The 25,327-nt window shown below is 58.2% G+C and carries 20 protein-coding genes; 14 read left to right on the top strand and 6 right to left on the bottom strand.

The window, feature by feature from the left end:
• Nucleotides 1–60: 60 nt before the first annotated feature.
• From metG to ACR0IK_RS04390, 3 genes are all read left to right on the top strand, one after another.
• The gene (gene metG / locus ACR0IK_RS04380; RefSeq protein ID WP_480640578.1) at nucleotides 61–1,779 is read left to right on the top strand and encodes a methionine--tRNA ligase; all 1,719 of its coding nucleotides are present in this window, start codon (nucleotides 61–63) and stop codon (nucleotides 1,777–1,779) included.
• Between the two features lie 268 nt (nucleotides 1,780–2,047).
• A complete protein-coding gene (locus ACR0IK_RS04385) occupies nucleotides 2,048–3,208 on the top strand; it encodes an efflux RND transporter periplasmic adaptor subunit (RefSeq protein ID WP_480640579.1) in 1,161 nt (386 codons plus the stop codon).
• 3 nt (nucleotides 3,209–3,211) lie between these two features.
• A complete protein-coding gene (locus tag ACR0IK_RS04390) occupies nucleotides 3,212–6,349 on the top strand; it encodes an efflux RND transporter permease subunit (RefSeq protein ID WP_480589754.1) in 3,138 nt (1,045 codons plus the stop codon).
• Between the two features lie 38 nt (nucleotides 6,350–6,387).
• On the opposite strand, the gene glpD is transcribed toward ACR0IK_RS04390, so the two are convergent.
• Nucleotides 6,388–7,974 (bottom strand): glycerol-3-phosphate dehydrogenase, encoded by a 1,587-nt coding sequence (glpD, locus tag ACR0IK_RS04395; RefSeq protein WP_480640580.1) that lies wholly within the window; start codon nucleotides 7,972–7,974, stop codon nucleotides 6,388–6,390.
• Nucleotides 7,975–8,163: 189 nt separating this feature from the next.
• Between glpD and ACR0IK_RS04400 the strand changes: the two genes are divergently transcribed.
• From ACR0IK_RS04400 to ACR0IK_RS04425, 6 genes are all read left to right on the top strand, one after another.
• Complete coding sequence (locus ACR0IK_RS04400; protein ID WP_480640581.1) at nucleotides 8,164–8,925, top strand: DeoR/GlpR family DNA-binding transcription regulator; 762 nt, start codon at nucleotides 8,164–8,166, stop codon at nucleotides 8,923–8,925.
• 115 nt (nucleotides 8,926–9,040) lie between these two features.
• Nucleotides 9,041–9,196 (top strand): DUF5993 family protein, encoded by a 156-nt coding sequence (locus ACR0IK_RS04405; RefSeq protein WP_480589746.1) that lies wholly within the window; start codon nucleotides 9,041–9,043, stop codon nucleotides 9,194–9,196.
• A gap of 10 nt (nucleotides 9,197–9,206) precedes the next feature.
• The gene (locus ACR0IK_RS04410) at nucleotides 9,207–9,770 is read left to right on the top strand and encodes a disulfide bond formation protein B (RefSeq protein WP_480640583.1); all 564 of its coding nucleotides are present in this window, start codon (nucleotides 9,207–9,209) and stop codon (nucleotides 9,768–9,770) included.
• 34 nt (nucleotides 9,771–9,804) lie between these two features.
• The gene (locus tag ACR0IK_RS04415) at nucleotides 9,805–10,167 is read left to right on the top strand and encodes a DUF3302 domain-containing protein (RefSeq protein WP_480589740.1); all 363 of its coding nucleotides are present in this window, start codon (nucleotides 9,805–9,807) and stop codon (nucleotides 10,165–10,167) included.
• A gap of 21 nt (nucleotides 10,168–10,188) precedes the next feature.
• Entirely contained in the window at nucleotides 10,189–11,334 is a 1,146-nt protein-coding gene (locus tag ACR0IK_RS04420) for an HlyD family secretion protein (RefSeq protein ID WP_480640584.1), read from the top strand.
• An 11-nt stretch (nucleotides 11,335–11,345) separates the two neighbouring features.
• Nucleotides 11,346–12,908, top strand: coding sequence for an efflux transporter outer membrane subunit (locus ACR0IK_RS04425; RefSeq protein ID WP_480640585.1), 1,563 nt, complete (start codon nucleotides 11,346–11,348; stop codon nucleotides 12,906–12,908).
• Nucleotides 12,909–12,911: 3 nt separating this feature from the next.
• On the opposite strand, the gene mprF is transcribed toward ACR0IK_RS04425, so the two are convergent.
• Both mprF and ACR0IK_RS04435 read right to left on the bottom strand, forming a co-directional pair.
• Entirely contained in the window at nucleotides 12,912–15,521 is a 2,610-nt protein-coding gene (gene mprF / locus ACR0IK_RS04430) for a bifunctional lysylphosphatidylglycerol flippase/synthetase MprF (protein WP_480640586.1), read from the bottom strand.
• A 103-nt stretch (nucleotides 15,522–15,624) separates the two neighbouring features.
• On the bottom strand, nucleotides 15,625–16,053 hold the full coding sequence (locus ACR0IK_RS04435) for an Lrp/AsnC family transcriptional regulator (protein ID WP_170324645.1): 429 nt from the start codon (nucleotides 16,051–16,053) through the stop codon (nucleotides 15,625–15,627).
• Nucleotides 16,054–16,139: 86 nt separating this feature from the next.
• Here ACR0IK_RS04435 and rocF point away from each other — a divergent pair, with 86 nt between their 5' ends.
• From rocF to ACR0IK_RS04450, 3 genes are read left to right on the top strand one after another with little or no spacing between them, the layout of a single operon-like run.
• On the top strand, nucleotides 16,140–17,060 hold the full coding sequence (gene rocF / locus ACR0IK_RS04440; protein ID WP_480640587.1) for an arginase: 921 nt from the start codon (nucleotides 16,140–16,142) through the stop codon (nucleotides 17,058–17,060).
• Nucleotides 17,060–17,977: a citrulline utilization hydrolase CtlX gene (gene ctlX / locus ACR0IK_RS04445; protein ID WP_480640588.1), complete on the top strand. Its 918-nt coding sequence runs from the start codon at nucleotides 17,060–17,062 to the stop codon at nucleotides 17,975–17,977. The genes rocF and ctlX overlap by 1 nt, the downstream gene beginning before the upstream one ends.
• Nucleotides 17,978–17,986: 9 nt before the next feature.
• The gene (locus tag ACR0IK_RS04450; RefSeq protein ID WP_480589727.1) at nucleotides 17,987–19,027 is read left to right on the top strand and encodes an ornithine cyclodeaminase; all 1,041 of its coding nucleotides are present in this window, start codon (nucleotides 17,987–17,989) and stop codon (nucleotides 19,025–19,027) included.
• A 51-nt stretch (nucleotides 19,028–19,078) separates the two neighbouring features.
• On the opposite strand, the gene ACR0IK_RS04455 is transcribed toward ACR0IK_RS04450, so the two are convergent.
• The 3 genes from ACR0IK_RS04455 to dctP form a co-directional block, all read right to left on the bottom strand.
• Nucleotides 19,079–20,482 (bottom strand): TRAP transporter large permease, encoded by a 1,404-nt coding sequence (locus ACR0IK_RS04455; protein ID WP_480589725.1) that lies wholly within the window; start codon nucleotides 20,480–20,482, stop codon nucleotides 19,079–19,081.
• 3 nt (nucleotides 20,483–20,485) lie between these two features.
• The gene (locus ACR0IK_RS04460) at nucleotides 20,486–21,115 is read right to left on the bottom strand and encodes a TRAP transporter small permease subunit (RefSeq protein WP_480589723.1); all 630 of its coding nucleotides are present in this window, start codon (nucleotides 21,113–21,115) and stop codon (nucleotides 20,486–20,488) included.
• Between the two features lie 63 nt (nucleotides 21,116–21,178).
• Nucleotides 21,179–22,195, bottom strand: coding sequence for a TRAP transporter substrate-binding protein DctP (gene dctP / locus ACR0IK_RS04465; protein ID WP_480589721.1), 1,017 nt, complete (start codon nucleotides 22,193–22,195; stop codon nucleotides 21,179–21,181).
• 415 nt (nucleotides 22,196–22,610) lie between these two features.
• Between dctP and acs the strand changes: the two genes are divergently transcribed.
• Nucleotides 22,611–24,575, top strand: a complete 1,965-nt coding sequence (gene acs / locus ACR0IK_RS04470; protein ID WP_480589719.1) for an acetate--CoA ligase — start codon at nucleotides 22,611–22,613, stop codon at nucleotides 24,573–24,575.
• A gap of 7 nt (nucleotides 24,576–24,582) precedes the next feature.
• Nucleotides 24,583–25,266, top strand: coding sequence for an adenylate kinase (locus ACR0IK_RS04475; protein ID WP_480640589.1), 684 nt, complete (start codon nucleotides 24,583–24,585; stop codon nucleotides 25,264–25,266).
• Nucleotides 25,267–25,327: the final 61 nt, after the last annotated feature.

Genomic DNA, 25,327 nt, shown 5'->3' on the forward strand with positions numbered 1-25,327 from the left:
CTTTTGCTGGCGGGTCACATAAGGTAGACGGGCGCGCAGATAGATACTTGGAAGCGCAAAATGGCTCGGATTCTCATCACTTCGGCGATCCCTTACATCAACGGGATCAAGCACCTCGGCAACCTGATCGGCTCGCAATTGCCTGCCGACCTGTACGCGCGCTACCAGCGTGGCCGGGGGAATGAGGTCATGTTCCTGTGCGCGACCGACGAACATGGTACGCCGGCGGAACTGGCTGCTGCCAAGGCGGGCAAACCAGTGGCCGAATACTGCGCCGACATGTATGCAGTTCAGGCGGATATCGCCAACCGTTTCGGCCTCAGTTTCGATCACTTTGGCCGTTCGTCCAGTGATCAGAACAAGCGTCTGACACAGCATTTCGCGGGTAAGCTGGATGATGCCGGATTGATCCGCGAAGTCAGTGAAAAACAGGTCTACTCCAACGCTGATGGCCGTTTCCTGCCCGACCGTTACATTGAAGGCACCTGCCCCAACTGCGGCTATGAGCGCGCACGCGGGGATCAGTGCGAGAATTGCACCAAGCAGCTGGACCCAACCGATCTGATCGAGCCGCGCTCGGCCATTTCCGGTTCAACCGATCTGGAGGTGCGAGAGACCAAACACCTGTACCTGCGGCAATCCGCGATGAAGGATCAACTGGATAAGTGGATCGATGGCAAGGCTGACTGGCCGATCCTGACCACCTCGATTGCTAAGAAGTGGCTGCATGATGGCGACGGCCTGCAGGATCGCGGCATTACCCGCGATCTGGACTGGGGTGTTCCGGTCAAGAAAGGTGATCAGGAATGGCCGGGCATGGAAGGCAAGGTCTTCTACGTCTGGTTCGACGCGCCGATCGAATACATCGCCTGTGCCAAGGAATGGGCGGATGCCAATGGCAAGTCCGATGCCGAGTGGGAGCGCTGGTGGCGTACCGACAAAGGCGCCGACGACGTGCGATATGTGCAGTTCATGGGTAAGGACAACGTGCCATTCCATACACTGTCCTTCCCGGCCACAATTCTGGGATCGGGCGAGCCGTGGAAGATGGTCGACCACCTGAAATCCTTCAACTATCTGAACTACGATGGCGGTCAGTTCTCGACTAGCCAAGGCCGTGGCGTGTTTATGGATCAGGCGCTGGAGATTCTGCCCGCCGACTATTGGCGCTGGTGGCTGCTGAGCCATGCGCCGGAAAGCAGTGACAGCGAATTCACCTGGGAAAACTTCCAGCAGTCGGTGAACAAAGATCTGGCTGATGTGCTGGGCAACTTTGTCAGCCGGATCACCAAGTTCTGCCGTTCGAAATTCTCAGAAGCCGTGCCCGAAGGCGGAAGCTATGGCGAGCGTGAACAGGCACTGATCGAGGAGCTCACCCGTCGCGTCCGCGCCTATGAAGGGCATATGGAGGCAATGGAGGTTCGCAAGTCCGCGCAGGAACTGCGGGCGATCTGGGTGGCAGGTAACGAATACCTGCAAGCCGCCGCTCCGTGGTCGACATTCAAGGAAGACCCGGAACAGGCCGCAGCTCAGGTGCGCTTGGGTCTGAACCTGATCCGTCTCTATGCCGTTCTAAGCGCCCCCTTCATCCCCGAAACCTCGGCCAAAATGCTAAGCGCGATGAACACGCTGGACACAAACTGGCCCGATGATGTCGCGGCCGCACTCAGCGCCCTGCCCGCCGGGCACGCCTTTACCGTGCCCGACGTTCTGTTCGCCAAAATTACCGACGAACAGCGCGAAGACTGGCAGACCAGATTTGCCGGCACACGCAACTGATCGAACACTTGATATTGAACGTGGAACGGGGGCATACACGGCCCCCATTTTCGTAATCCCGACGTGAATTTTGAAACGCGCGGTTAAGAAAGCCGGTCTAAGTTGACCGGATGGCGCGAAAAATTCCGCGAACCGGGATAAATTAATCGTATTCAAGAAGCTTGAGATATACACGCAAAACCGCCATCCTGACCAAGAATTCAATCGACTCGTCGGGGTGCTCAGCCTGCCTCGGCGCAAAAACCGTAGTTTTAACGAGGCGCCTGCCATGTCCCTTGCATTGAAGATTTCCCGATCCCGCTTCTGCGGGCCATTCATTGCGGCTTTGGTCTGCATGGGCATGGCACATGCGGCCCTGGCACAGGATCAAGGCGACGCACCACCGCCCAAAGTGTCCATTGCTGCGGCCTATACGCAGGAAATCACCGATGAAGCCGTGTTCATCGGGCGGGCTGAAGCCTTGGACAGAGCGGACATCGTGGCACGTGTCAGCGGCTTTCTGGAAAGTCAGGACGTGGAAGACGGGGCGCTGGTAAAACAAGGTGACGTTCTGTTCACCATCGAACCCGACCTCTACGAAGCGACACTGGAAGCCCGCAATGCCGATCTGGACCGGGCCGAAGCCAACCTGGAACTCGCCAAGGTCGAACTGGCCCGTAAGGAAGAACTCTACCTACGCGATGCCACGCCGGAATCCGAACGGGACATCGCCCGCGCCAACGAACTGGTCGCCGAGGCCGAGGTCAAATCCGCCAAGGCCGCCATCCAACAGGCCGAGCTGGACCTGAGCTATACCAAGATCCATGCCCCGTTCTCGGGCCGCATCGGTCGGGTTGCGATTAGTGTCGGTGACGTTGTCGGACCGACCAATCCTCCGCTGGTCAATATCGTCAGCGAAGCCCCAATCTATGTTAATTTTTCCCTGAATGAGAAACAATTTACGACCGTTCTTGAAACCGTAGGCGAAAACGCCTCGTCGCTGGCTGAAAGCCAGAAAAGCCCCGTTGTTCGCGTGACTTTGCCGAACGGGACCGAGTTGGACGAGACAGGAAAGATCGTTTTCGTCGACAACCGGATCGATCCCCTGACCGGCGCAATCACGATGCGCGCCGAGTTTGACAATGACAGCCGACTGATCGTCGACGGAGCCTTTCTGAACGTGCACATAGAGGCGCTTGAACCCACTCTCGAGGTTCTGATCCCTCAGGCCGCGCTGCAACGTGACCAGAGAGGCGATTTTGTGCTGGTCGTAAATGACAAGCAGATGGTCGAACAACGCTATATCACCACCGGAGATGGTGTCGACTCGGCGATCATCGTAAAAGAAGGATTGCGCGAAGGAGAAAGCGTGATCGTTGAGGGCCTGCAAAGGGTTCGTCCGGGCGTGGCCGTGGATGCGGTCGTGGCCTCTGAGCAGCCGGGAGAGTAACAGATGTTCTCTGCCCTGTTCATTAGCCGGCCCAAGCTGGCGCTTGTTATTTCGCTGGTCCTGACCATCATGGGCGGGATAGGCTATCTGGTTTTGCCGGTCGCCCAGTTCCCGGACATCACGCCGCCAGTGGTCAGTGTGACCACCACCTATACCGGCGCTAACGCCGAAACCGTGGAAAACACCGTCGCTGCGCCTATTGAGGCTCAGGTGAACGGTGTGGACGACATGATCTATATGACGTCCACCTCGTCCGATAACGGTTCCTACTCGCTGAACATCACATTCGAAGTCGGAACCGACCCCGATATCGCCTCGGTCAATGTGCAGAACCGCGTGGCGCAGGCGATGTCCTCGTTGCCGGCCGAGGTGACGTCCTCGGGTGTGGTCACGCAGAAGGCATCGACCAATATGCTGTTGCTGGTCACTCTTACCTCACCCAATGGCACCTATGACAGTGTGTTTCTGTCGAACTATGCCTCGATCAACCTGAAAGACGCTCTGGCGAGGGTTCAGGGTGTGGGTCGCGCGGACGTTTTGACCAATCTGGAATACGCAATGCGGATCTGGATGGACCCTGATCAGATGGCGGCCTTGTCCATCACGCCCGGGGATGTGATCAACGCCATCCGCGAGCAGAACGTCGAAGTTTCAGCCGGTTCGATCGGTGCGCCTCCGGTGCCCGAGGGGCAAACGTTTCAATACACGATCAAAACCAAAGGCCGCCTGACTTCGGCCGATGAGTTCGGTGAGATTGTCATTCGGACCGGTGATGCCGGTTCAATTGTGCGGGTCAAGGATATCGCACGGGTAGAACTGGGCGCGGAGTACTATGCGGCCTCCGGTTTCTTTGACAGTGTTCCGGCAACCGTCATTGGCATCTATCAGGCCCCCGGCGCCAACGCGCTGGCAGTATCTGATCGGGTCGAGGCCGAACTGGAGCGGTTGTCGCGCAGCTTTCCCACGGATGTGGAATTCGCCGTGCCGTTTAACACAACTGACTTTGTGGAACAGTCGCTGAACGACGTGGTCACAACGCTGATCATGACCTTCACGCTGGTGATCACGGTTGTTTTCATCTTTCTGGGTAGTTGGCGGGCCACGATCATTCCCGCTGTCGCAATCCCGGTTTCTCTGATCGGTACATTCGCCTTCTTGCTGCTTTTCGGCATGTCGCTGAACACGATCTCATTGTTCGCGTTGGTTCTGGCCATCGGGATCGTGGTGGATGACGCCATTGTTGTGGTTGAAAACGTAGAACGGATCATTGCCGACGAGGGGCTGCCCCCTGCCGAGGCAACCCGAAAGGCCATGGGTCAGATCACCGGCCCGGTCATCGCGACCACGCTGGTTCTGCTGGCCGTGTTCGTACCAGTGACCTTTATGCCGGGTATCTCTGGGCGGCTTTATTCGCAGTTCGCTGTGACGATCTCGACCGCTGTTGTGATCTCGTCAATCAACGCGCTGACCCTGTCACCGGCCTTGTGCGGGCTGGTTCTGCGTGCTCGCTCGGGTCCGCCAAAGGGGCTGTTGGCGGTGTTTGAGAATTTCATTGGCACCATTCGTGGCGGCTATGTGGCCATCGTGCGCAAGCTGCTGATCCTTCCGGTCATTGGCCTTGGTGTGATTGCCGCGCTGGCTATGGGTACCGGGACAATCATGTCAAATACGTCCAGCGGGTTCCTGCCGCTTGAGGACAACGGCTATCTGTTTGTCGACATTCAACTGCCCGATGCGGCGACGCTGGAACGTACCGAGATTGTCTCCGCCCGGGTCGATGATCAGATTCAGCAGATCCCCGGCGTGGCCAGCACCGTTCTGATCAACGGGTTCTCGATCCTGAATGGCACCACGACTAACGGCGCTGCGATCTTTGTGAACCTGGATAACTGGGATGAGCGTCAGGAAGACGGCCTGAGCGCGGAGGCGATCCTGCAAAAGGTACTGGCCATCGCCTATGGTGAGTCCGCGGCCTCGATCGTGGCCTTCAACCCGCCGCCCATTCAAGGCTTGGGCATGTCTGCAGGTGTCGAGATGGAGGTCCAGCAGACCGGGGGCGGAACGCCTCAGGATCTGGCCTCGGCCGTGGGATCGTTCGTCTATGCGGCGAACCAGCGGCCCGAGATCGGACAGGCCTACACCACTTTCCGAGCAAACGTGCCGCAGCTTTTCGTCGATCTGGACCGTGAGAAGGCCAAGACGCTGCAAGTATCCGTGGCCGAAGTGTTCCAGACCATGCAGGCGCAGTTGGGGTCCTACTACGTGAACGACTTCAACCTGTTCGGCCGTGTCTATCGCGTGATGATCCAGGCCGACGGCAGCTATCGCGACAACGTCGAGGACATTTCAAACCTCTATGTCCGCTCGCAACAGGGTGAGATGGTTCCGCTTGGAACGCTGGTCGATGTTGAAAACGTGCTGGGTCCGGTGCTTCTGAAACGCCACAATCTGTTCCGCTCGGCGACTGTGACGGCAGTTCCTGCGCCGGGGCTTTCGACGGGCGATGCGATCAATGTCATGACCGAGGAATCAGCGACCGCCCTACCCCCAGGCTATGCGTTCGAATGGACAGGGACTGCGCAGCAACAGCTGGCTTCGGGCAGTCTCGTGATCGTCATTCTGGGTCTGGCTATCCTGTTCGGCTATCTGTTCCTTGTCGGGCAATATGAAAGCTGGACGATGCCGGTTTCGATCCTGCTATCGGTGATTGTCGCCCTGTTCGGGGCCGTGGCTGCCGTGGCCATCGTGGGCAGTGACATCAACCTCTATACGCAGATCGGGATGATCATGCTTGTTGGTCTGGCCTCGAAAAACGGCATTCTGATCGTTGAGTTTGCGATGGAGCAGCGGGCCAACGGTCTTTCGATCAAGGACGCCGCCGCCGAGGCCGCATTCCAGCGGTTCCGCGCGGTGATGATGACCGCGCTGTCCTTCCTGTTGGGTGTTGTGCCGCTGCTGGCAGCGAGCGGCGCAGGTGCGGCCAGCCAGAAAGCCATCGGCGTCGCCGTGTTTGGCGGCATGCTGGCGGCCACGCTGGTCGGTGTGATTCTGGTTCCGGTTCTGTATGCCCTGATGCAAAGCCTCAGGGAATGGATCAAGGGAACAAAGAATGATCCGGGACCTTCCGAGGAAGCAGCGTAACTCAACAAAAAGCCCCGCCAGACAGGTGGGGCTTTTTCTTAGGCAGCGGCTTGCGCGCAGCGCTGCGACATCCAATCATCGATCCGGGCAATCTGATCGGCAGTCAGCCGCAAGCCCAATTTGTTTCGGCGCCAGACGACATCATCAGCCTTGCGCGCATATTCCTGGTCCATCAGCCATTCCAGTTCCCTCGCGGTCAGAGTGGCACCAAAGTCCTCTCCCAAATCGCCCGCGGATTTGGCATCGCCTAAAATAGCGCGGGCCTCGGTACCATAGGCCCGTACAAGACGTTCAGCCCAGGCGCGATCCAGAAAGCTGAAATCAGCCTCAAGTCCAGCCACCAGATCCTGCACTCCATCGACAGCGAAGTCCCCACCGGGCAAAGCAACCCCTGCCGTCCAGGGTCCAGGTAGGTCTGCAAAATGCTCAGCAACTTTCTCTAGCGCGCTCTCCGCCAAGCGCCGATAGGTGGTGATCTTGCCACCGAAGACGTTCAGCACCGGTGCTCCGCCCTGCGCGTCGACCTTCAAGGTATAATCCCGCGTCGCAGCCGTCGCACTGCTGGCCCCATCATCGTACAGGGGCCGCACGCCGGAATAGGTCCAGACGATATCATCGCGGGTCACCGGGCTTTTGAAATACTTCGTTGCGAAGGCGCACAGGTAATCCTGCTCGGCTGCAGTACAGATCGGAGGCTCGGACGGATTCGGATGATCCTGATCCGTGGTGCCAATCAGGGTGAAGTCGCGCTCATACGGGATGGCAAAGATGATGCGACCATCTTCGCCTTGGAAGAAATAGCATTTATCGTGGTCGAACAGCCTGCGGGTCACGATATGACTACCGCGCACCAGCCGAACGCCTTCACGCGAATTCACGCGGATTTTCGTCTGGATGATGTCCCCGACCCACGGACCGCCCGCGTTGATCAGCATTTTGGCCCGAACAACACATGTCTCGTCGCTGTCACGATCCCGTACCGTCACCTCCCACAGGTCGCCTACACGTTCCGCCGACAGAACCTCGGTACGGATCATGATCTTTGCCCCGCGCGCCTCGGCATCGCGGGCATTAAGAACAACCAGCCGGGAATCCTCGATCCAGCAATCCGAATACTCATAGGCCGTCTCGAACTTGTCATGCAACGGCCGCCCTTCGGGTGCGATTTTAAGGTCCAGCGCATCCGTGCCGGGCAGAATTTTACGCCCGCCCAGATGATCATACAAGAACAGGCCGAGGCGGATCAGCCACGCCGGGCGCCGCCCTTTCATCCACGGCATCACCATGCTCAGCAGGCGCGAGGTCGGGGTTTCCGAGTCAAACCGCATATCCTCGTGATACGGCAGCACAAACCGCATCGGCCAACTGATATGTGGCATCGCTCGCAGCAGGGTTTCGCGCTCGATCAACGCCTCACGCACAAGGCGGAACTCAAAGTATTCCAGATACCGCAACCCGCCGTGAAACAGCTTGGTCGAGGCCGAAGACGTCGCCGAGGCGAGATCGTTCATCTCGGCCAATGTCACCGACAGCCCCCGCCCCGCAGCATCGCGGGCAATACCGCACCCGTTGATACCGCCGCCGATGATAAAGAGATCGGAGATCTGATCCTGTGTCTGTTTCATATCCGGATGATTCCCCATTGGTGGAAAACGCGCGTTCATTAACCTTACGCACCCTCGTTTCGTCAACGTTTGTTTTCGTTTATGTTCGTTTTGTCACATATTCACGCGGATAACCTTTTCCCATCCCTCAATGAGTTGAAAATTTCTAAAAACAGAACAAAAACGAAAACACCGTATTCGGAGCCAGCCGTGTCCTTATCCTTTCGCCAATCAGATATCCTGAACATCGCCAGACAGGACGGCCGCGTGATGGTTGAAGATTTGGCCACGCGGTTCGAAGTCACGGTTCAAACCATCCGCCGTGACCTGTCCGAACTGGCCGACATGGGCAAACTCGACCGGGTACATGGCGGCGCGGTCCTGCGCTCGGGTGTGTCGAATATCGGCTATGAGGATCGCCGCGCTCTGAACGCCGACACCAAGGCGCGCATCGCTCAGACATGTGCGCAGGATATCCCAAACGGTGCGTCTGTGTTCCTGAACATCGGCACCTCGACCGAGGCCGTTGCCCGGCAACTGCTGAACCACAAAGACCTGATGGTGGTGACCAACAACATGAACGTCGCAAACATCTTGGTGGACAACCCAGATTGTCAGATAGTTGTGGCCGGTGGCGTGCTGAGACGATCCGACGGTGGATTGATCGGCAACCTGACGATATCGACCATTGAACAGTTCAAGTTTGACTATGCGGTCATCGGCTGTTCCGCGCTGGACATTCACGGAGACCTTCTGGACTTCGATTTTCAGGAAGTGCGGGTCAGCCAGACCATCATCATGCAGGCGCGCAGGACCTGTCTTGTGGCCGACCAGTCCAAGTTCCAGCGCGCCGCCCCGGCGCGGATTGCCTCGCTGTCCGATGTTGATGTGCTCTACACCGACCACGCCCTGCCCGATGAGCTGACCTGGAAATGCAAGGAGTGGAAAACCCACGTCAAACTCTGCGATTAACGTTAAGTAACTCTCATTAAAAGTGAATCCTGAACGCAGGTTCTTGCCAGACCGGCTATCACCTGACACACTCGCCCCATACAGCAATCGTCGCACGGGAGGGGAGAACCGGGCCATGATAGCGCTTTTATTTGCGTTACTTACAGCCACGATGGGGCTGAATTATTTCAATCGCACCACAGCCGCCAATGTGCTGTTCTTTTTCACGCTGGCGTTGAGTGTGTATTGGTTTAAGTTCCACGCCACCAGCCAACTGACGATCCAGTTGTAGGAGGGCTGAGATGACACCGGAACTCTCACGCAGCCTGAACGCGCTTGGCATGTTGGCGGTATCTCTGGTGCTGTTGCTGGCCTATATCTATCAGCTGAAACTATACGAACTGCCCTGCCCATTGTGTCTGTTGCAGAGGGTTGGCTTCGTCGCTGTGGGCGTGGGACTGGGGTTGAACCTGCTCTACGGTGCCCGCCCCCGGCACTACGCAATAATACTGCTCGCGGCATTGTTCGGCGGCAGTGTTTCCGTGCGCCAGATCCTGCTGCATATCGTGCCGGGAACCGGGCATTACGGCTCGCCCGTGCTGGGGCTGCATTATTACACTTGGGCCGCGATCTGTTTTTTCCTGATCCTGCTGGGCACGGCACTCATGCTGTTGTTTGACCGCCAGTTCAACAAAGAGCCACAGCCCCGTTTCGGCGGCAGCAAGCTGGCGAAAACCACGTTTTTCATCATGTTCGGTTTGGCCGCGCTGAATGCGGTCTCGACCTTGGTGGAATGCGGGCCGGGTATCTGCGCCGATCCTCCCACCAGCTATAAATTGATTGACGAAATGGGTGGCAACGGCTGAGGATGAGGTAACCTTCCCAAAAGGAGGCACGAGCATGGGTTTACTGGGACAGCCGCTTGGCTTTTACGACTATCTGACCTTCGTGGCACTGATATTGCTGCTGGCAGCAGTGATGGCATTGTTTCTGTTCATCATGGGGCTGCCGGGGCGGATCGCGATCAAACGCAACCATCCACACGCCGAAGCAGTCAAGATCATGGGTTGGATGGGGTTTCTGGCAGTTGTTCCTTGGGTTCATGCCTTCATGTGGGCATTCCACGATGGCGTTACCGTTGACATTCGCCGTACGCCTGATGACGAAAAGGATGCCATTCGCAAGGAAATCAAACGGTTGGGCGGTACGGTAAACGAAGAATACCGCGACCCGCTGGACCCGGACGACACACAGAAGAGCTAAAGCCAAAGGAATTCACAGACTATGTTCGTCGCCCTCGGCATTACGCTGTTCTACATCATTTTCGTCTGGTTCATTTTTTTCAAAGTTCAATGGCTGAAGTTCAACATCACCTGGGGGATTGTCACCTTTTGGATTGGTGCACACCTGTTGCTGGTGTTTCTGGTGGCGCTACGGTTCTTTCAGCCGTTCTCGATCGACAGCCACGTTGTCCGTTCGACCATTCAGATCGTGCCGCGGCTGACCGAACCGACCATTCTGACCGAGGTGCTGGTCGAACCGAACACCGAGGTCAAGAAGGGCGATCCCCTCTACCGCTTTGACGACACCGTGTTCGCGCTAGAGGTCGAGGAGGCTAGCGCGCAACTGGTCGCAGCCGAGCAGAACGCCAAGATCTTGGAACAGGATGTCATTGTCGCGGGTGAAAACGTAGAACGCGCAAACGCGCAACTGGCCTATGCGCTGACGCAACAAGCGCGCTATGAAAACCTCGTGCCTGCGGGCGGTGCACGTCAGGATGAGCTGGATCGTTGGAATGAACAGGTCACCGAGGATCAGGCGCAGATCAAAGAGGCCGAAGCCAATCTGGAAAAAGCGCAATTGGCGCTGAATTCTCAGATTGACGGAGTGAACACCGGCATCCTTCAGGCGCAGGCTCAGTTGGAAAAAGCCCAGTACTTCCTTGATAACACAACGATTTACGCACCCGAAGACGGTATGATCGTATCACAACAAGCCCGTCCGGGTCTGGTTGTGGGTGATATCCGTTTGGGTGCAATCGCCAGTTTTGTCACCAAGGACAACCCCTATATCCTGGCCACCTACCGCCAGCAGAACCTGAAATTCGTCGAAGTCGGTCAGCCGGTTGAAGTGGCATTGGACCTGTATCCCGGCGAGATTCTCACCGGCAGGGTCGAGGCGATCTGGTGGGCAACCCGTCAGGGTCAGTACCTGCCCTCGGGCCGCCTGCCCGGCTTTGAACTACCAAAACTGCCGGGGCGCATCGCGGTGCAGATCTCGGTCGATATCCCGGATGGTCACACTTTCCCCGCAGGCGGACATGCGGCGGTGGCAATCTATACCGGTCAGGGAAAAAGCTTCGAGTTTCTGCGGCGCATCAACATCCGCCTTTACTCTTTCGCCAACTTCATCAGACCTTTGGATATCTGAGGACGCATGACATGACCCGGGCCAAGCTTCACCGCACACTGATCGGCACTGCCCTATGCGCGACCCTGCTGGTCGGCTGCGCACCTGTCGGCCCGGATTTCGTGCGTCCGAATTCTCCGGTCGTGAAAGAATGGATTGAGGTCAACAGCCCCAGCACCGGTCCTAGCGGCCTGACCTCGCGCAGTGCGCCGGTGGTTAAATGGTGGGAGACGTTCAACGATCCCACCCTGAACAAACTGATCGCCGAGGCTTATGCGCAGAACCTCGATCTGCAGGTCGCAGGAGCCCGCGTTCTGCAAGCCCGCGCGCAGTTGGGGATTGCGTTCGGAGAGCTGTACCCGCAATCGCAGGCTATCGGAGGATCGATTGAGCGGCGGCAGATCAGCGATAACCTCGGACCGATTTCCGATATCCAACGGATCATTCCCTTGGATACCGAGTTTTCTACCTCGCAAGTTGGTTTCGATGCACAATGGGAACTGGACGTCTGGGGCCAACAACGCCGCGGTGTTCAGGCCGCGCGCTCAAATCTGGCGTTGCAGGTGGCAAACTATGACGACGCACTGGTTACGCTGACCGGCGACGTCGCGGCGCTGTACGTAAATATCCGCGCCTTGCAAGAGTCCCTAGCCGTCGCACGTGAAAACATCAAATTGCAACAAGAATCCGCTGACCTGACCGAATTGCGTTTCAACAACGGCGTAACAACCGAGTTGGACGTGCAGGAGTCCACGGCCCTGCTGAACAACACTAAGGCTCTGGTGCCCGAGATTGAGAGCGACATACAGCAAGCCAAGAATGCGCTAGCCGTTTTGCTGGGCACCACTCCGTCGCGGATGACCAGCCTGCTGGGCAATTCCGGGCGCATCCCCTCGGCCCGCTCCAACGTCGCCGTTGGTGTTCCGGCCGAGCTGTTGCGCCGCCGCCCGGACGTGCGCGCAGCCGAACTGGCGGCGGCAACGCAGTCGGCCCAGGTCGGAATTGCAATGGCCGATCTCTACCCCCAATTCATTCTTTCGGGGTCCATCGGTCTGCAAGCCTCGGGCGGGCGGGATCTGTTTTCTTCGGCTAGCACCACCAGTCTGGCCAATGCAGGTGTGGTCTGGAACGTGCTGAACTATGGCCGGATCAAGAATAACGTCCGCGCTCAGGACGCGGCCTATCAGGCCTTGATCGCGAATTACCAGAACACCGTTCTGACTGCCTATTCCGAGGTTGAAAGCGCGATGGTTGCCTATGCCCAGTCGCGCAAGCAGGTTGGGTTCTATGAGAACAGCGTGGCGGCATCGCGCAAAGCGGCCGAGATTGCTGTGGACCAATACCGCGACGGCATTGCTGATTATTCCCGCATCCTGAACACGCAAACTGCGCTGCTACGGTCGCAGGCCAATCTGATCGAGTCGCGACAGCAGGTGTCCAGCAATCTGGTGGCGGTGTACAAGGGTCTGGGCGGTGGCTGGCAGATCCGTCAAAATCGGGAGTTCCTGCCCGAGACCGTTCTGGCCGAAATGGCCTATCGCACAGATTGGGGCGATCTGCTGCAGGAAACCCCGACCCGCGCCAGCCTGAACTGACCCCTACTTCGTCAGCCCGCGCAGCCCGCCGGATATCAGGACATTGACCTCGTAAAGAATGCGCGGCGCAGCCAAACCGCCCGGGCTGGCCAAGTAGTTCGGGCTCCATTCCGGGTCGAATTTCTGTTTGAACGACCGCAGCCCTTCAAAGTGATAGAACTGCTCACCATGCTCATAGACGAACCCGCCGACGCGGTTCCAGAATGACGCCAGCTGCCGGTTCTCGATCCCCGAAAACGGCGCCGCCCCCAGCGAGAACCAGTGGAACCCCTGCTCCGCCCCCCAGGACATCATCTCGGCAAACAAAGCGTCCATGATGAAATTCGAGCCGTCCGGCTCATACCGCATCAGGTCCAACGACAATTCGGATTTGTGCCCGCCCTGAAACAGGTTGGCGAAGGCAACGATCTGGCCTGTGTCGCCCTTTCGCAGCACGGCATGATCAAAATAGGACAGGTATTTCTCGTCGAACCCGCCAAGGGCAAACCCCTTCTCTTCGCCCGCCTTTTGCTGAAGCCAGTCATCGGAAACTTTGCGCAGCTCGGGCAGGACCGGTGACAATTCCTCTTTCGGAATGACCTCAAAAACATAACCTTCGCGTTCCGCACGATGCTTGGCCTGTCTGAACCGCTTGCGGGATTTACCGTCCAATGAGAAGTCTTTCAGCGGCACCCGGGCGACCTCACCGATTTTCAGGATCGACAGACCAAGGTCCAGAAAGGTCGGCAGATACTTGGTCGAAACACTATAGAACGCACACAGCTTGCCCTCACGATCCGCCAATTCCCGCAGTTGCCAGATCAGTTGCTGGCCGGCTTTTTCATCCCCAACCGGCTCTCCCTTGGTGATCAGCGCGTTGCCGGTATCGGCATAGGCCAGAAACGCGCTTTCATCCGGTGCGATCAGGAATTGTTTGTCTCCGGTCAGTGAAATCTGTGCCTCGGTATCTTCGCTTTCCAGTGCAAGTCGTTCAACGGCTGGCGGAATTTCGATGCGCTTCAACTGGGGAATTTCCCGCCCGAACAACGAATTCACCGCCACCACCCCAAGAATGACCGCCACCACAAGACTGGACCGAAGAAAGCGCGAGGCGTCGCCGTTCCATGCAAACTCCCACCACAGCGCGTTCTGGTATTCGACGTGGGAATAGGCGAACAGACCGATCCAGAAAATGACAGCCAGCAATGCGATGACACTGACCAACCACGGGATGTTCAGGCGAAAGATCGAGGCGCCACTGACGCGGTAAAACGCCCCGCGGAAGGTCGCCAATACGGCGATCGAGGCCAACATGCCGATCGCCTCATGCGTATCCAGCCCTTTGGTCAGTGAGGCCACAAACCCAGCCACCATCAGCAACATCGCCACGATCCACGCGCGATAGAGCTTGCGGAACAGCCCGCGCGAGACAAGGATCAGCAGAACGCCAACCGCACTGCCAGCCAAATGGGAAGCTTCGACAAAGGACAAAGGCAGGAAGTCCCGCAAGACGCCAAGGTTCTGCGTACTGGACGGCAAAGCGCCCGAAACCAGCAGGATGATTCCCGCCACCGCAGTTACGCCTGCGGCCACCATCGGAACAATCGGTCGGATTGCACGATAGACCCAAGTTGCCGCTCCGCTGATGTGGTGGCGATGCGTCAGCGCCGAGGCGACAGCGATTGACAGGCTGGCAATGGCAAAGGGCAGGAAGGTGTAGACCAACCGGTAAAGCAGCAAGGCCGCGATCACGTCAGACCGGCCCGAAGCCCCCAGCCCGGCGATCAGCGTTGCCTCAAACGCGCCGATTCCACCCGGTGCGTGGCTGACGATGCCAACGGCAATCGCCCCGATATAGATCGTGAAGAAATAAGGATAGCCGACCCCAATATCATCGGGCATCAGCGTATAAAGCACCATCGAGGCACCAAACAGGTCTCCGATCGCGGCCAATGTCAGCAAACCGGCCAGCTTGCCACCGGGCAAATTGAACCCAAGCCCGCCATACGCCAGCCTGCGCCCCCCCTTTGCGAGCCAGAGGAACAGGACAACGACCGCCGTCAGCAGGCACATACCAATCACGGTTTCAATCGTGTCACTGATTGGCAGAACGTTGGAAATCCCGTCGGGGTGCAAGGTCAGAAGGATACCCAGCAACAAAACCAACCCTGACCAGAACGCGATCCACGAGGTGGCTATGACTCCGGCAACACGGCTCAGGTCCAGCCCAAGCGAGGCATAGATGCGATACCGGATGGCCGTCCCGGTAATGTAGGAAAACCCAAGACAGTTGGATACGGCGTAACCGCTGGCCCCGGCCATGCCTGCAACTGGTAAAGGCACCTCTCCGTCCGCCACACTCTGCACGGCGAGCACGTCATACATGGACAGAGACAGAAAGCTGAAACATGTCCAGCAGAAGGCAATGAACAGCAGCTTCCACGAGGTGTTCGCCACATCCGTTTGCACGTCCCCCCATTTCACATGATGAGACAACTCGTGCAGCACCACCAGCGCGATCAGGGTGACCAGGATCGGCACCGCAATCCTAACCAGAGGTTTCTCGAGAAACCCGGTAACCCGCTCAGCCCAGCGTACAGCCCAGAGTTCTTTGCCTGTCTCCTGCGTGGTCATGGTTTTTCCCTGCTTTGAGGTGCTGCAATGATCCCGCGGGCGGATCGGCCGCGCGAGGGAACTCTTGCACATTTTCCTTGATCCTCAAAGCACTATGGGCGGATCAGACGCGACCCTTGCGCGTGGACAGCAACAGATTGGTCTCGGACTTGGTGATCCCTTCCATCCTCCGGATCTGAAACAGAACCTCATCCAGTTCGGCTAGAGTTTCGGTTCCGATTTCGGCGATCAGGTCCCAACTGCCATTGGTCGTATGCACGGCGCGGACCTGACGCAGGGCGGCGATACGGGCCATCGTCCGTTCGGTTCCGCGTCCTTCGATCTCCAGCATCATCAACCCTCGCACCGGGCTTTCCGCCACGTCCTGCCGGGTCAGGACGGTAAAGCCCACGATCTCACCGGATTGCTTCAGGCGTTGCAGGCGGCTGCGGACAGTCGTGCGGGTAACGCCAAGCGTTTCGGCCAACTCGGACAGCGATGCCCGCGCGTCTCGGTGCAAAGCATTCAGCAGTCTGCTATCCAAATCGTCCATGATAGTTTCTCATTTTGTATATCTAAGTTTCATTTTGAACAATTTGCCCTCTTCTCGCAACCCGGCCCGCAGCCCTAAATAGTCATATGGATAGTAAACACGTAGTATTGGTCGGCGCTCCGATGGACGCTGGCAAGCGGCGACAGGGCTGCCGGATGGGGCCTGATGCCTATCGCGTGGCGGGTCTGGATCAGGCCCTGGCGGATCTGGGACACCGGGTGACCGATCTGGGTGACATCATCCCGGACAAAACGGCAACCCCCAAGCACACACATCTGTTCGCCCTGCCCGAAGTAATCGGCTGGACCAGCGCCTTAAGCCGAACGGCGAAGGACATGGCACCGAAAGGCCTGCCAATCTTTATGGGCGGTGATCACGCCCTATCGATGGGTACCGTCTCAGGAATGGCAGTCCATGCTGAAAAACTCGGACGACCGCTCTTCGTACTCTGGTTGGATGCTCATAGCGATTTTCATACGCCCGACAGCACAGACAGCGGCAACCTGCATGGCACACCCGTGGCGTACTTCACAGGCCAGCCCGGTTTCGACGCCTTCCCGCCTGTAACAGCCCCGGTGCCAACCAACCGCGTTGGCATGATCGGCCTGCGCTCCGTCGACCCGGCCGAACGTGCCCGGCTGGAGCAGGACCACGCCATGCTGGCCGATATGCGCAGCATTGACGAGCACGGGATAAAAGCGCCTCTAATAGCGTTCCTGGATCGGGTTCGGGCTGCCAACGGCATCCTGCACGTGTCGCTGGATGTCGATTTCCTCGATCCTTCCATCGCCCCCGCCGTCGGCACCACCGTCCCTGGCGGCGCAACCGAGCGCGAGGCGCATCTGGTGATGGAACTGCTGCACGAAAGCGGCCTCGTCTGTTCGCTGGATCTGGTCGAGTTGAACCCGTTCCTCGACGAACGCGGGCGTACCGCAAAACTTATGGTAGATCTGGCCGCCTCACTGTTGGGGCGCCGCATTTTTGACCGCCCAACCCGGAGTTTCTAATGCAGTCCCTGCAAGCCCCTTCAGCCGTTGTGATGATCCGGCCCCATGCCTTTACCTCAAACCCCGAGACGCAGGGCGACAACGCGTTCCAGACACTCGCCACGCGCTCGTCCGAACCCTCGGCCGCGGCACGCGCGGAACATGACAAAGCGGTCGCTCAGTTGCGGGACGCTGGTGTGAGAGTTCACGTCTTCGACGATCTCGGCGATCTTGACACACCAGACAGCGTTTTCCCGAACAACTGGTTTTCGACCCATCCCGGTGGGCATGTGGCGATCTATCCGATGTACGTTCCGTCGCGCAGACGCGAACGCCGGGCAGACGTGATCGAAATGCTGAAACAGGAATACCGCGTTCAGGACGTGATCGACTATTCCGGGTTGGAACAGGACAAGCTGGCGCTGGAAGGTACTGGCGCCATGGTTCTGGATCACATCGGCCGCGTCGCCTATACGGTCAAATCCAATCGCGCCGATCCCGTGTTGCTGGAGAGGTTCTGCACCCATTTCAACTATGAACCCATCGTGTTCGAGGCAAAGGATGCAGAGGGGCGCGATGTCTATCACACCAATGTTCTGATGGGCATTGGCACCAACTACGCGCTGATCTGTCTGGATATGATCACAGACGCGGAACGGCGCGCGACGGTCAAGGCGCGACTTGAGGAAAGCGGTCGTACCGTGATTGATCTGAGCTACGAGCAGATCGCCGAGTTCGCCGGCAATGCCATTGAACTCAGCGGTCGCGACGGCCTGGTGCTGGCCCTGTCCAGTCGCGCGCTCGCCGCGCTCACTCCTGAACAAATCGCCACAATCGAGGCCAGCGCCACACCGCTGCCGCTCTCGGTTCCGACAATTGAAACTGCCGGTGGATCCGTGCGCTGCATGATTGCAGGCATCCACCTGTCCCGCCGATAGGAGACCCCGATGCAACCTTCTGACAAGGCGCTTGTGCCCTTCGTGTCCGTCGACAACATGATGCGTCTGGTGCATCACGTCGGGGTCGAGCGGATGATCACCCAGATCGCAGCCCAGATCGAATCCGATTTCAAACGCTGGGAGAGCTTTGACAAGACCCCGCGCATCCCGGCCCACTCGCCGCATGGCGTAATTGAGTTGATGCCCACCTCGGATGGCGAGGCTTACGGGTTCAAATACGTCAACGGCCATCCGAAGAACACCTCAGAGGGGTTGCAGACGGTGACCGCCTTTGGCCTGTTGGCGGATGTTTACACCGGCTATCCTACCCTGCTGACCGAGATGACCATGCTGACCGCATTGCGAACAGCGGCAACTTCGGCATTGGTCGGTAGTTATCTGGCACCAAAGTCCTCAACCGTCATGGCGATGATCGGCAACGGTGCCCAGTCGGAGTTCCAGTGTCTGGCCTTCAAGGCGATGTGCGGGATCACCACCGTGCGTTTGTATGACACCGACAGTAACGCAACCAGCAAATGTGCCGCTAACCTGCAGGGCAAGGGCCTGACCGTCGTACCCTGTACCACCCCTGAAGAGGCTATCGAGGGCGCGCTTATCATCACGACCTGCACGGCTGACAAGAAATACGCCACGATCCTGACCGACAACATGGTCGGCCCCGGCGTCCACATTAACGCCATCGGCGGTGACTGCCCCGGCAAAACGGAACTGCATCGCGATATCCTTCTGCGCTCGGATATCTTTGTTGAATACCCCGAGCAAACGCGGATCGAAGGCGAAATTCAGGCGCTGGAGGACGATCACCCGGTGACAGAGATGTGGCAAGTCATGACCGGACAGGCCGAAGGGCGCCGCGATGATCGTCAGATCACCCTGTTCGACAGTGTTGGCTTTGCGATCGAGGATTTTTCGGCTCTGCGTTACATCAAATCTGCCATCGAAGGCACAGACTTCTTTGAGCCTTTGGACATGCTGGCCGACCCAGATGACCCGCGTGATCTATTTGGGATGCTCATGCGGGCAAGCTGAAGAACCCGCAAAAGCAGTACCTCGCCCCCGGTTAACCCCCGGGGGCTTTTTCTATCCGGCAAGAGATGGCAGGTAGAGAACAATGCTCGGGAATGCCACAAGCAGCGCGATGGTCACGCCGTCTGCGATGAAGAATGGCGTAACGCCTTTAAACACGTCCTGAACGCTCAGGTCCGGGCGCACACCCGCGACCACGAAGCAGTTCAGGCCGATTGGGGGCGTGATCAGGCAGAACTCGGCCATTTTGACCACCAGTATTCCGAACCAGATCGCGCACATCGGGCCGGACATGCCAAACGTGCTTTCAGCGGCGCTGACAGTTTCGCCCCCATTCAGGGCCATAACGGCCGGGTAGACCACCGGCAAAGTCAGCAACAGCATACCGATGGCGTCCATGAACATGCCCAGCACCGCATAGGCCAGAAGGATGCAGATCAGGATCAGCATCGGCGACATTTCCAATGAGGTAATCCAATCCGAAAACACCCCCGGCAAATCCGCAAATCCCAGAAAACGCACATAGATCAGCACACCCCAGATGATCGTGAATATCATGGCTGTCAACTTGGCGGTTTCCAGCAGCGCCGATTTCAACTCGGTCCACCGCATCCCGTGAAACAGGGCAAAGCAGAAGACAATGAAGGCTCCGATGGCGCCGCCTTCGGTCGGAGTGCCCCAGGCCTGTTCTCCGAAAGGGTTGTAAACAAAGCAGATGATGATCAGGATCACGGCCACGATCGGGAGGGCACCGGGCAAGGACGCAAAGCGTTGTTTCCACGTGAAGCCCGTGACAGGGGGGCCGACAGTTTTGAAGAACACAGCAATGCCGACGATCAAAAGCCCGTAGATCACGGCCGAGAACGCCCCTGGAATGAAACCGGCCAGCAACAGCTTGCCCACGTCCTGCTCAACGATGATGGCGTAGATCACCAGGATGGCCGAAGGCGGAATCAACGACGCCAGAGTGCCCCCGGCGGCAACGACTCCGGCGGCGAATTGCTTATTGTAACCGACCTTCAGCATCTCGGGGATGGCGATCCGGGCGAAGACGGCAGAGGTGGCGACCGACGCACCCGATACCGCGGCGAACCCGGCAGTCGCAAACACGGTCGAAACCGCCAGCCCACCCGGCACCCACGCCACCCAGCGCTTGGCCGCTTCGAACAGCGCGCGGGTGAGACCCGCGTAATAGGCCAGATAACCGATCAGGATGAAGGTTGGGATCAGGCTGAGCGTATGGGCGGCAACTTTGGAATGCGGCACCTGCCCGGCCGTTTTGACCGCGACCGTCAGTGCCTTGCCAAAGCGATCGGGGTCGTATCCGAATTTTGCCCAAAAAATCCAGACCAGTCCGACCAACCCGGCAAGCCCGGCCGCAAAGGCCACACGCATTCCTGTGACAACCAATAGCAGCAGGCCACCAGTGACCCACAGACCAATGTCTATCGTGTCCATACGCTAGTCCTGCCCCTCGAATTGCTCAGCTTCAGCAGCGGCTTGCGCCGCCGCATCTTGGATCAGCGGTACTGCCACAGGATGCTCTAGACCCAATACAAAGGCGCGACCATATCCCCAAACCTGTAGCACCAACCGTGCACACAGGACTGAAAAGGCCACTGGCGCCAGCAGCTTGGCGGGCCAGAGCGGGATTCCGATGTCAATCGAACTGTCGCGGCTCCACATCGGAGCACCAAAGTCGAAAGAGCGGTCGAAATGGGACCAACTGCCCCAAACCAGCGCCAGCATCAGAACAAGGATGAGGATCACCGAGATCAGCTCGAACAGCCACAACGCCCGGCCATGCAGGCGCGAGATGACAATGTCCATACGGATGTGGCCGCCTTCGCGCTGCACATAGGAAATGCCCAGAAAGGCGATTAAGGGCATGGCCTGCTCGATCCAGTCCACATACCCCGGCAACGGCGCGTTGATCGCATTACGCCCACTGACCGAGACCACAGCCAACACCATAAGTCCGAACACGGCGAGCCCGCTGATCAGCGCCAGAAACTGCTCTAACTTCAATAGATTGCGATCCAACCGACTAAGACGGCTACCGTCCTCAAGCACCGTGGCCTGTCCTGCCATTCCGGTGACCCCCTGTCTTTTGATTGGTGTCCGGGTGCCCGATCAGGCACCCGGATCGGGCAATCAGTTGCCGCCGCGTTGCTGCTTCAGCGTTGTCTGGACCAGATCATAGAGATCCTGTGCCGGAAGCCCCTGAGCGGACATGTCCGCGATCCATTGTTCGCGGATCGGATCGGCGGCCTTGGTTCGGAATTCTTCGATCACGGCGTCGTCGATTTCAACTTTCTGGACACCTTTTTCATCCAGAACGCTGTCCCATTTCTCAAGCAGCCCGCCATAATTCGCAAGGTAATGATCAATCGCCTCGCCGATCGAGCTGTTCAGCGCCTCTTTATGTTCGGCGGGCAGCGCCTCGTAGGCCTCGATGTTGACCACAACCGGGCAGTTGACGGTGCCGGGGTTCAGGTTCGCGGTCCACCAGTCAGCCTCGTTAATGGTGCCAAATGACAGGTGGGCGTGCTGGGCAAAGGCGACCGTGTCGACGACACCAGACTCCATTGCGTTGAAAGCTTCGGTTGCGGGCACTGAGGTCGGCACACCTCCGACCGCTTCGAACGCCTGGCCCAGACCACCCGTGGCGCGCACGCGCATCCCGTCGAAGTCGCCCAGCTCATCGCGCGGATCGCCGGTGCCGACCAGATTGTACTGCGGCATGGGCGAGGTCATGATAATGCGCGCGTTCCACTGCGCCATCTCATCCTTGACTGCCGGGTGATCATATACAGCATGGCTGACAGCTACCTCTTCTTCCAGAGTGTTCACACCCAGAAACGGCAGTTCCAGCACGGTGATGGCGCGGTTCTTGTCGCGATGATAACCGGCACAAAACTGGGCCATCTCGAAGGCGCCAATCTCGATGCCGTCCAAATTCTCCTTGGGCTTGGACAAACCGCCATAGCTGACATTGATGGTGAATTCACCACCGGTCTTTTCACTGACCAGTTCAGCAAGTTTTTCAACATGTTCGGTGAAGGCGCGCCGCTTGCCCCAGACAGACGCATTCCATTCGGTTGCTGCGGCCTCTGAAACGAATGCAACACCCAAGGCGGCGACGGCAGCGCCGCTCAATATCTTTTTCATCATGATTTCTCCCTTTGCTGCGCTTCTTGTGCAAGCGCTTGAGATTCAAGCTAGCGCCAACATCGAAATGTGCCAACCCCGGTCCGGCCGTCGCAGCGGTGCGCGCCAGCGCTAACAACCGAAAGGTGAATCGAATGCGCGGAAAAACCCGAAACCACCCCACCATGACGCGGGTTAATTTCGTTACACATATTTAGTTGTTTTTATTTTGTTTTTTGAGTTTATATGCATTTTGTTTACTGATTTATCCAAGCGGGTAAAATTTTTTTACAAACAAATGCTGAGATTTCGGTAATTTATTTCATTGTTTTCAGTTCTCCGTATTATCCATGTCGGGGAGGAAGCGGATCGACAGTGCTCGTGCGTCGGGCAAGTATTGGTCCAGAATTTTCAGTCCAGAGGGAGGAGCCTCAGAATGACAACCGCTGCCCAGGCAGATGCCAACGTTTTTCCGCCGTCCGCCGAGACCGTTGCGCGCGCGCATGTCGATGCCGACAAGTACAACGAAATGTACAAGGCATCGATCGAAGATCCCGTTGCGTTCTGGGGTGAACAAGGCAAGCGGATCGACTGGATCAAGCCGTACACCCAGGTCAAGGATGTCAACTATGACTTCGGTTCGGTTAACATCAACTGGTATGCAGACGGCACGCTGAACGTTTCTGCCAACTGTCTGGACCGTCACCTGAAAACACGCGGCGATCAGACCGCCATCATCTGGGAGCCGGACGATCCGTCTGAGGCGGCGCAGCACATCACCTATGCGGAACTTCACCGCCGCACCTGCCGCATGGCAAACATTCTGGAATCGATGGGCGTGCGCAAAGGCGATCGTGTCGTCATCTACCTGCCGATGATCCCCGAAGCGGCTTATGCGATGTTGGCCTGCGCCCGCATTGGCGCGATCCACTCGATCGTATTCGCTGGCTTCTCTCCTGACGCTCTGGCCGCACGTGTTAACGGAAGCAATGCCAAAGTTATCATCACCGCCGACGAAGCGCCGCGTGGCGGTCGCAAAACACCGCTTAAGTCGAACGCCGATGCCGCGCTGCTGCACTGCAAGGACACGGTGAAATGTCTGGTCGTCAAACGGACCGGTGGCCAAACCACCTGGGTTTCCGGTCGCGACTACGACTATAACGAAATGGCGCTGGAAGCGGATGACTATTGCGCACCCGCCGAGATGAGCGCCGAAGATCCCCTGTTCATCCTCTATACTTCAGGTTCGACCGGTCAGCCGAAAGGCGTTGTGCACACCACCGGCGGCTATCTGGTTTATGCCGCACTGACTCACGAGATCACGTTCGACTACCACGAAGGTGACGTGTACTGGTGCACCGCGGATGTGGGCTGGGTCACCGGTCACAGCTATATCGTCTATGGCCCGCTGGCCAACGGCGCGACTTCGGTCATGTTCGAGGGCGTCCCGACCTACCCGGATGCGGGTCGTTTCTGGGAAGTCTGCGCCAAGCACAAGGTCAATCAGTTCTATACCGCTCCGACAGCCATCCGCGCCCTGATGGGCCAAGGCAACGAGTTCGTTGAAAAACACGACCTGAGCGACCTGCGTCTGCTGGGCACCGTGGGTGAACCGATCAACCCAGAAGCCTGGAACTGGTACAACGACGTTATCGGCAAAGGCAATTGCCCCATCGTCGACACTTGGTGGCAAACAGAAACCGGGGGACACCTGATGACCCCCCTGCCCGGCGCACACGCGATGAAACCCGGTGCCGCGATGAAGCCCTTCTTTGGCATTCAGCCTGTGGTTCTGGACCCGCAATCGGGCGTCGAGATCAACGGCAATGGCGTCGAGGGTGTTCTGTGCATCAAGGACAGCTGGCCTGGTCAGATGCGCACCGTCTGGGGCGATCATGAGCGGTTCGAGAAGACCTATTTCTCGGATTACAAAGGCTACTACTTCACCGGTGACGGCTGCCGCCGTGACGAAGATGGAGATTACTGGATCACCGGCCGCGTCGACGACGTGATCAATGTCTCGGGCCACCGCATGGGCACTGCCGAGGTCGAAAGCGCACTGGTGGCACACGCCGCCGTGGCCGAGGCCGCCGTGGTTGGATACCCCCATGAAATCAAAGGGCAAGGCATCTATTGCTATGTCACTCTGATGAATGACCGAGAGCCGTCGGATGAGCTGCTGAAAGAGCTGCGCACCTGGGTCCGGACCGAGATTGGTCCGATCGCTTCACCGGATGTCATTCAGTGGGCCCCGGGCCTGCCCAAGACCCGTTCGGGCAAGATCATGCGCCGTATCCTGCGCAAGATAGCCGAGAACGACTTCGGCTCGCTGGGTGACACCTCGACCTTGGCCGATCCGTCGGTGGTCGATGACCTGATCGAAAACCGCGCGAACAAGTGAGGATGTGATGGACGCTGCCGCTACCACTACCCCCGCCGTTCTGATCCTTCTCGGTCCTCCGGGTGCCGGAAAGGGTACGCAAGCGCGTATGCTGGAAGACCAGTTCGGGCTGGTTCAGCTCAGCACCGGTGATCTGTTGCGCGAAGCAGTTGCTGCCGGCACCGAGGCCGGTCTTGCCGCCAAGGCCGTCATGGAGGCCGGTGATCTGGTCAGCGATGAAATCGTCATCGCCATCCTGCGAGACCGCATGGCCCAACCGGATTGCACCAAGGGCGTCATTCTGGACGGCTTCCCCCGCACCACGGTTCAGGCCGAGGCGCTGGATGGCTTACTGGCATCCGCCGATCAAAAGATCAGTGCCGCGATCAGCCTTGAGGTTCAGGACGCCGAAATGGTGATCCGCATCTCGGGCCGCTACACCTGCGCCGGCTGCGGTGAAGGATATCACGATCAGTTCAAACAGCCTGCCGAAGAGGGCAAGTGCGACAAGTGTGGCCACACCGAATTCAAGCGCCGCGCTGACGACAACGCTGAAACCGTTGCGTCCCGCCTTGCTGCGTATCACGCGCAGACTGCACCGCTGATCGAATACTATCAGGCTCAGGGTGTGCTGAAAGGCATCGACGCCATGGGTCAGATCGATGACATCGCGAACGACCTGCAAGGGCTCGTGCACGAGGTCATGAATTAAGGGGAGGAGATAAGCCCCCGGGCTTTGATCCTACAGAAGGATACTTCAAAGGAACCGCCTT

The sequence above is a fragment of the Ruegeria sp. BF7 genome (assembly GCF_056538605.1).